The organism is Corynebacterium sp. LK14 (assembly GCF_008042215.1).
In the GTDB taxonomy this organism is placed as follows: Bacteria; Actinomycetota; Actinomycetes; order Mycobacteriales; family Mycobacteriaceae; genus Corynebacterium; species Corynebacterium striatum.
This window is the reverse complement of sequence record NZ_NOVQ01000020.1, coordinates 1-7,676: the sequence shown is the minus strand read 5'-3', so window position 1 is coordinate 7,676 and position 7,676 is coordinate 1. Positions and strand designations below refer to the sequence as shown.

General features: G+C 52.2%; 5 protein-coding genes and 2 pseudogenes. 2 read left to right on the top strand and 5 right to left on the bottom strand.

The genetic code is table 11. The features are described 5' to 3' along the window. Window positions 1–436: 436 nt before the first annotated feature. A pseudogene (locus CHU71_RS12620) lies at window positions 437–655 on the top strand (IS3 family transposase); the annotation flags it as partial. A 409-nt stretch (window positions 656–1,064) separates the two neighbouring features. On the opposite strand, the gene CHU71_RS12615 reads toward CHU71_RS12620, so the two are convergent. From CHU71_RS12615 to CHU71_RS12595, 5 genes are read right to left on the bottom strand one after another with little or no spacing between them, the layout of a single operon-like run. Continuing rightward, window positions 1,065–2,837 (bottom strand): ABC transporter ATP-binding protein, encoded by a 1,773-nt coding sequence (locus tag CHU71_RS12615; protein WP_147761263.1) that lies wholly within the window; start codon window positions 2,835–2,837, stop codon window positions 1,065–1,067. Next, window positions 2,830–4,578, bottom strand: coding sequence for an ABC transporter ATP-binding protein (locus CHU71_RS12610; protein WP_070420718.1), 1,749 nt, complete (start codon window positions 4,576–4,578; stop codon window positions 2,830–2,832). Before CHU71_RS12610 ends, CHU71_RS12615 begins: the two co-directional genes overlap by 8 nt. Before the next feature lie 7 nt (window positions 4,579–4,585). Continuing rightward, complete coding sequence (locus tag CHU71_RS12605; RefSeq protein WP_147761262.1) at window positions 4,586–6,055, bottom strand: ABC transporter ATP-binding protein; 1,470 nt, start codon at window positions 6,053–6,055, stop codon at window positions 4,586–4,588. Continuing rightward, entirely contained in the window at window positions 6,052–6,723 is a 672-nt protein-coding gene (locus CHU71_RS12600; protein WP_235591016.1) for an energy-coupling factor transporter transmembrane protein EcfT, read from the bottom strand. Before CHU71_RS12600 ends, CHU71_RS12605 begins: the two co-directional genes overlap by 4 nt. Before the next feature lie 50 nt (window positions 6,724–6,773). Further along, window positions 6,774–7,409: an MptD family putative ECF transporter S component gene (locus CHU71_RS12595; RefSeq protein ID WP_070420720.1), complete on the bottom strand. Its 636-nt coding sequence runs from the start codon at window positions 7,407–7,409 to the stop codon at window positions 6,774–6,776. Window positions 7,410–7,549: 140 nt separating this feature from the next. Here CHU71_RS12595 and CHU71_RS12590 point away from each other — a divergent pair. Beyond that, window positions 7,550–7,676 (top strand): annotated as a pseudogene (locus CHU71_RS12590) (IS481 family transposase); the annotation flags it as partial.

The following is a 7,676-nucleotide window of genomic DNA, read 5'->3' as shown; positions in this document are numbered from 1 at the left end:
ATTCAGATTTTTTACACTGTTGAGTTGCCAGTTACTGAGAGCTGTTTATTTGGGTGAGTACTTTTAGGTTTTAAGTAGGGAAGTTTCATATCACGGGTGGGCGTTTGGTGGCAACCAAATCTATTGATTTGGGCGGCAGGCCAACGAGCCGCAAGGCGAGGCGGGAGTCTTTCGGTCTCAAGATCCTGGTGCTGTTGGTTGGTGGATCCCCCGTGGGGATATAGATCTACAGGGATATAATTATAAGCCACCTGGGAAAATAGGTAAACCCGCAGGTACACCCCTGTGGATAACTAGCCCTGTATGCGTAAATATGCGCAGGCGTATGCGTAAATATGCGCAGGCCCTTTTTTCGTATGCGTAAATATGCGCAGATTTACCTGGGGAAACGGCCGTATGCGTAAATATGCGCAGTGTCTGCGAAATGGTTCCCCGGCGGAGAGGTAATTGTTATGACAATGCCGTGATGGAAAACTTCTTTGGCCACTTGAAAGCCGAGATGTATCACGGTGAGAAGTTCGGGTCTGTCAAAGAATTTACCGCTGCGGTAGACGCGTACATCGACTGGTACAACGCGGAAAGACTCCAGCTGGGACTTGATGGTTGCACCCCGATGAAATACCGGGATAAGGCCCTTAAGACGTTAGCCGGGTAGGATTACCCCTAGTCCAACTTTCGGGGGCAAGTTCAGAATGAGAAGTTGGACTATTTATGATTCATCGCTGGGGTTGGTCGGACATACTTGCACTGGCATCCACATTACTGTGAGACCTCATACCACCTGGGCTGGGTCAGGTTCCTATTAGCAGTTTGAGTATGTCACTGCCTTCGGCGGCATCACCCCCCGGATCATTTTCAGACAGGGACAGGAATAAGCCATACCGAAGCCAGCGACTAGTTCCACTGTCCTTTCGAACGGAGGGAACGGACATAAACATAGCCCGCCCAATCGGGGGGACAGGCTATGAACCTTCGGCGCCCTGAGGTGGAACTGCTAACAACGTAATGGGGAGAGGGGGAGAGAAGGGTGTCCCCCGCAAACAATGCCGATCTCGGTGCCCGCGTTAATCGCGTCCCGAACTGATTTTCCACCCGCTTGCTGCTTTGCGTTGCTGCCAGAAGTGACGGTAGATACCGGGGACATCGGAAAGCTCAGAATGCGTGCCTAGCTGGCTGACTTGCCCGTGTTCATCCAAGACTACGATTTGATCAGCAGATTTGATTGTATCCAGCTTATGGGCGATGACAATAAAAGTAGATTGCTCCCGTAGCTCGTCCATCGCAGCAAGAATGTTTGCCTCATTTTCTGCATCGAGCGCGGAGGTAGCCTCATCAAAGAGTACAATCGGCGCTTGCTTGAGAAGCGCGCGAGCTACAGATACGCGCTGGCGTTCACCACCGGATAGAAGCCGCCCGCCTTCACCAACAGGAGTATGCCACCCTAGGCGGTTGGCAATAGAAGTCACGCCTGAAAGATCAGCTGCGCGGAAGACTTCCTCATCGGAGGCGTCGGGACGACCAACGCGGATATTAGCGATTAACGAGTCGTCGAAGAGGTAAACGTCCTGAAAGACCATGGACAGTCTGGACATTAACTGTTCGGTTCCAAGCTCGCGGATATCTACGCCGTCAACCATCACCGCCCCGGAATCTACATCCCAGAATCGCGAAATAAGGCGCGCAATTGTGGTCTTTCCGGAGCCAGAAGGACCGACAATGGCGGTAACGGTGCCTGGTCGAGCATGGAAAGTGACATCTACCAATACTGGTTTATCGCCGTATCCAAACGTGACATTACGCAGCTCTACATTTCCCGAACCATCGCCTAGGCGCGGAGTAGTGGGTTCTGGCAGGGAAGGGGCATCGGTGATGAGCTCAGTTTCTGTGAGCGCGATACGGCCGGCATCTAAACCGACGAAAGAAGAACCCAGCTGTTCAAGCGTGCGGGTAAACCTCAAGCTGATTCCGATGATCGCAATTGTTTCTAGTGGCGATAGGGCGCCTTCAACGGCAAGATCCGCGGAGACCATAATGAGAGCCACAATGAAGATCTGCACTACTATGCCGTTGAGTAGCAAAGCTAATGTGGATACCCATAGCTCGCGTATTCGTGCTTTATGGTCGATTTCTAGCGCTTGCTCTAGTGGCGCAAAAACTTGTGATTGTCCTGCCGCGCGCAGGGCTGGTTGACGGTTAGCAAATTCTACGATGCGCTGGGAGAGCTCTTTACTCGGCCCCAGTGCGCGGTTCGATGCTTTCTCACGAATCCATGCAGCCAACTGCATCACCACGAGCGCCAATGGTGCGATGATAAGAAGGACCAAGCCCAGCTTCGGGTTCCAGAAACACGCTCCTACTAACAAGGTGACAAGTGCCGCGCTATCGCGGTATATCGTTCCTTGAATATGCGCAATGGTCTCGGCCGCCACCATAAAGCGATCTGAAACGAGGCGAGATAGGCCGCCGGTATTAGCCGGTACGAACCAGCCGAGCGGTAGCGTTGCTAATTTATCGCCCACAGTCGTGTGCGCGGCTCGGATGAAATCCAAGGCCGTGTGGTAAGAGGCCATGGTTGCGAAAAATCGTAGCGCAAAAGCTACGAGCGCAATTGCCAAAAGCGTCCACATCCATGGTGCGATCGTCGTATCCCCATCGAGTGCCTTTGTAAGTGGCACGAGCGTGAGAACGGCGAGGCCATCAAGCACGCCAACGATAAGCGATAGACAAGCATACCTTTTATTGAGCTTATGGCCTACAGGACTTTGCAGCTTTTTGACACTGCGAGTGAGTAGCGGATCACGAAGACGCGAACTAACAGGCGTAGTGGCATTAGACATGAGAATTATCCTTCATAGGCTTGAGGCAGATTATTTGGTCTGCTCCTTGGATGGACTCCGGCTTGTGGGCGATGACTAAGACGGTCTTGCCTCTGACGAGTGTGGCTAGAGCTGCTTGAATTTCTGCTTCGCAGTCAGGATCAGTTGCCGCAGTAGCTTCATCCAGGATCAAGATTGGGGCATTGGTAATGATTGCCCGGGCAATAGAAATGCGTTGCTGTTGTCCACCGGATAAAGAGGTGTCCTCACCAACAACGGTGTCGAGCCCAGCCGGTAAAGCGCGAATATCAGCAGCTATGTGCGCAGCCTCTGCGGCTTGCCAGATCTCTTCATCGCGGGCTTCTGGGCGTGCAAGGCGAATGTTTTCCCGAATACTCATACGCAGTAAGTGAGGATCTTGTAAGACGAAAGCCACAGTGCGGTATAAACTGTCGAAAGTGAGATCACGGATATCCACGTTGTTGATAGTGATTGTGCCCGAATCTGGATCCTGGAAACGCGCCAGCATCGTTGCTGCTGTGGATTTGCCAGACCCGGAGGGGCCAATCAATGCCGTGACAGTGCCTGCATTTAGTTGCGCAGAAAAGTCTTGGAGGACTGGTGTGTCTGGGGCGTAGCTAAAGCTGACCTTATGGAACTCCACCTCCATGTCTTGACTACTGGCATCGAGTCTCTTTTGGCCTTCTTTCACATGGGAAATTGTCATGACTTCATCAAGGCGCAACGCCGCATTGCCAGCGAGCTGGTAAGACCACATCATTTGGCCGACGGTTTGAATCGTGCCTGGGAGCACCAGCGCAATTAACGTTGTTGCGATGACTTCAGCGACCGTGACATAGCCACCAGCTATCAGCAGGGAACCGACTCCTAGATTGATAAGGATGAGGACAGGAACCGCCACCACAGACTCTGAGATTGCGGAAACACGCAGAAGCGGACGTACCCACTCGTAATAGAATTCCGCGAATTTTTGGGCAGCTTCGCGATATCGAGCGTGGGCTTTGCCAACGGTGCCGAAAGCCTTGACGACGGAAATACCTTCGGAGAACTCCACCGCAGTCGCAGAGACCTCACCCAGATAATTATCCATTTCCGCAGTTTTTGTGCCCATATCTTTCATTGAATATGCTTGGATTGCTAGGAAAATGGGCACAGTGGCAATAGAAAGTAGACCAAGGCGCCAATCCAAGATAAAGGCATAAACCAGAAGCGCGAGGGGCGTAAAGATCGCGGCGACCTTCTCTACAGGAGCATGGGCTGTCAGGGTGTGCAGAGTTAACGTATCGTCCTCGACGGCTTTGCGGACTTTGCCGGAATTAGTCTGGCTAAACCACGAGAGTGGTGCTTTCGCAATAGCGGTAATAATTCGGCGCCGGTTAATCCCCACCAGCTTTGCATCAGCGAAGTGGGTGATTGCAAGGGCAAGGAAATAGAAGAATAGCTGGCCCAAAAATGCAGCAAGTAGCCATTTCACAATGGACGCGACGTCATCAGTTTTGCCGTCGATTAGAGCATTTCCCAGTGCCACCAACGCGACGTAGGGTGCTACGGCGAGTACCGAGGATATAAGCGCGAGAAACTGTGCGAAGTAGATAGTTGTTTGCACTGGGGCCAGTAGTTTTTTTAGAGCGACCTGGCCAGCTTTTAGTTTTGCGCGAGCCTCTTCTTCCGGTGACGCACCGTGTGATTCTGGTGCGTGGGTTCCGCTTGATTCTGTGGAACTTTGTTTTAGTTCAGACATCTCTTTCTCAATTCTTGTTGATGTCAGTCATATCGATGATTCTGGTGACTGATTCTTGGATGAATTCGTGGTCATGGGTGATGACGATGACCACTGCTCCGCTTGCTGCAAGAGATCGAAGTAGCGCCGAGATGGATTGCAGTTGGCGCCAGCCCACGCCAGAGGTAGGTTCATCGAAGATGTAGATCGCTGCTTGCTCGGCTTGGGCTGAAGCTATGGCTAAGCGTTGCCGTTGCCCACCGGACAGAGACTGCGGATGCCGTTGGGCCATTCCTGCCAGATCGAGGCGATGGAGAATCTCATTGACATCGATGTGGTCCCGCTTCTTCTTTGCCAGTCCGAGCGTGACTTCTTCTTCGGTGGTGGCTGCGAATAATTGGCGGCCAACATCTTGCATCACCATGTACGCGGCACGTCTGCGGGCAGCCGCTCCTACTCGTTTGCTGTTCAAACGGAGACTACCGCCGCGTTTGGGAGAAGCAAGACCGCAAATGATCCTGGCGAGGGTGGTTTTTCCAGCGCCGTTGGGCCCGATTAAGGCGGTGACTTCGCCGCTGGGGAAAAATGCGTGGTCAATGTTTAATACCTCATGTGCGCCATAAGAAAAACAGATGTTGCTTAGCTCGAGTCCGCTCCGCTGGGGATCGGCGTTTTCGAGCGTGGGTGGTACCGGCACGCTCGCGGGCAGGGGAACATGGTGTAAGCTGCGTAGCCCCAATTGTTTGCGTTCGGGTTCGTCTAAGGCATAAAACTCCTGAGCGCGGAAACTCTGCGTTATTTTTCCCTGAGTCAAGTAAATAACTTGGTCAGCGATATCTTTTAAGAAAAAGAGACGGTGATCAGCGATAATGATCGTTGTGCCTAATTCCTTCAAGCGGTGTAGCACGCGTGCAAGAATATCGATGCTTTCCATGGAGAGATTGGACGTGGGTTCATCGAGAAGCACGAGACTGCCCGGGGACACAAGCGCGCATGCGCATGCCACGGTTTGTAACTGCCCACCGGATAATTCTTTGAATCGCCGGCCCCGAAGATCGTTAATGCCTAGTAGCTCGACCGCTGATTGAATTCTCGACTCAATTTCTTTGGGATCTACACCAAGGTTTTCTAGCCCGAAGGCCAATTCTGCATTGACGCTTTCAGTGAAAAATTGTGTTCTTGGATTCTGGAATACTGAGGCGCTGAACTCGATGGCTCGGGACAGCGGTTCTTCCGCAGGGGTAAAAGCCTGGTCATCCTTTATAATAGTGATGGTGCCTAGTAGCTCTCCTGGATTGAAATGGGGGATGAGTCCGTTGATCAACTTGAGTACCGTGGACTTTCCCGATCCGGAATCACCGGTAATCAGTAGACACTGTCCTGGAGAGACAGAAAAAGACACATCAGATACACCTTGAATGCCTGGCCGAGCTCCCAATGGATATGTAAAAGAAACGTTGTGGGCGTCTACACTGGTTGCGATACTGCGTTCGTTCATAAGTGGACCTCCGTGGGAAGCCAGACAGAGGCAACAACGAGGCCCAACCCAGCTAGTGCAGTTGCATCGACAAGCTTGAAGGAAAGATCGGCGGTGGTGGTTGGGCGTGCGGGTCCTCCCAATCCCCGGACAAGAGCAGAGGCAGCGAGCTCATCACCAGCGCGGACGACGGCACCTAATAAGGGGATGATCAACATCGCGGACGATTGTGTGGGCTGTGTGATCCAGCTTTTTACTCCAGGCTGGAGACCCCGAAGGACCATGGCATCGCGGATGGCTTTGGCTTCTGCCACGATGATCGGCAAAACGCGCAGGAATACCGCCGGTGGAATGGTGGCCCAGCCTGGTAAACGCAGGTCCCGCAGTGCTGAGGTCAACGTGGATGGTGTGAGAGTGAGCAAGCCGAATGCGCCGATGGACATGCTGATGACAAAACGGCTTAGCCACGAAAAAATTGCCGCTGAAAAAGCGAAAAATGTGGAGCCAGGAAGCTGTAATAGGCCCCAGTACCCTAGATAGGATAATGCAAAAGCGAACAGGCAAATAAGACCATAGTGTGGCTTTACTGTAGCTAGTGCGATGGAGCTGAAAGCGATAGAAATCAGCAGTGTCGGTAGGTGGCCGTGGCTGAGAGCTACCGCATTGATTACTAGAACAGAAAGCAGCACGGTCCGTGGATCGATCGAAGATCGACGAAGCACGCCCTGTTTTTGCAGGCTCACAGGAGACCAGCGCTTTCAAAGTGTTTGCGGCTGACGCGAACTCCGACCTTTCCTCCGATAAAGCCGACGATGAGCGCACAAATGGCCAGTACCCCAATGGTCCATGGCTGGAAGATATCCGACATGGCATCGGCATATTCTTGACCCATTTGGTCTGCGATATCGACGTAGTAGGAGTCCGTATCCAGAATTAGCGGGATAAAAGGCATAGAAATCCAGACACAGAAGACGCTGTAGGCAATAGGGAAGGATTTGGCAATACTGAGGTGGCTTTTTGTAATAATCAAATCCGCGATAAACCCTAGGATTATGCTTCCCAGCAGGGTCCAGAAGTAGTGTCCGGTGAGCATGAATGCTAGTCCGTTAATACCACCGACGAGGGTGAAAGCACCCATTTTGGGCGTGCGGGCGGCATAAAGCGCTAGCACGATTCCGTTTGCGATTGCCGCGATGAACCATCCAATAAACATGAATTGTGGTCCTGCGAATCCAATCATTCCGCTTACAAAGGTGATTACAAAGTAAAGTGCAGCAAAGATACCAGCGTTGATGAGATCTCTGGTGTTTAAACGTGCCGTCGCCCCACTGGATGAGCTTGTACTCCGTGCGGGCGTAGAGGACTGTTGGGTCATAGTAAACCTCGATTCATGAACGGCTGGAAAGGCAAGGCTTACCTAATACAGATAGTGCTGTATATAAACTATTTCTAGTTTTGATCTGAAGATTCACCCTTAATGGGGGCGAATGTAGATAAGCGGACATCAAACCAGAGCACGACTACCGACTATGCACCGACAAAGTAAGCACCAACGGCAAGACAACCCTGCGATGGGGCGGTAAACTACGCCGCCTCTACATCGGCTGCCGATGGGGCGGGGAACCAATCACCATGGTTGAAG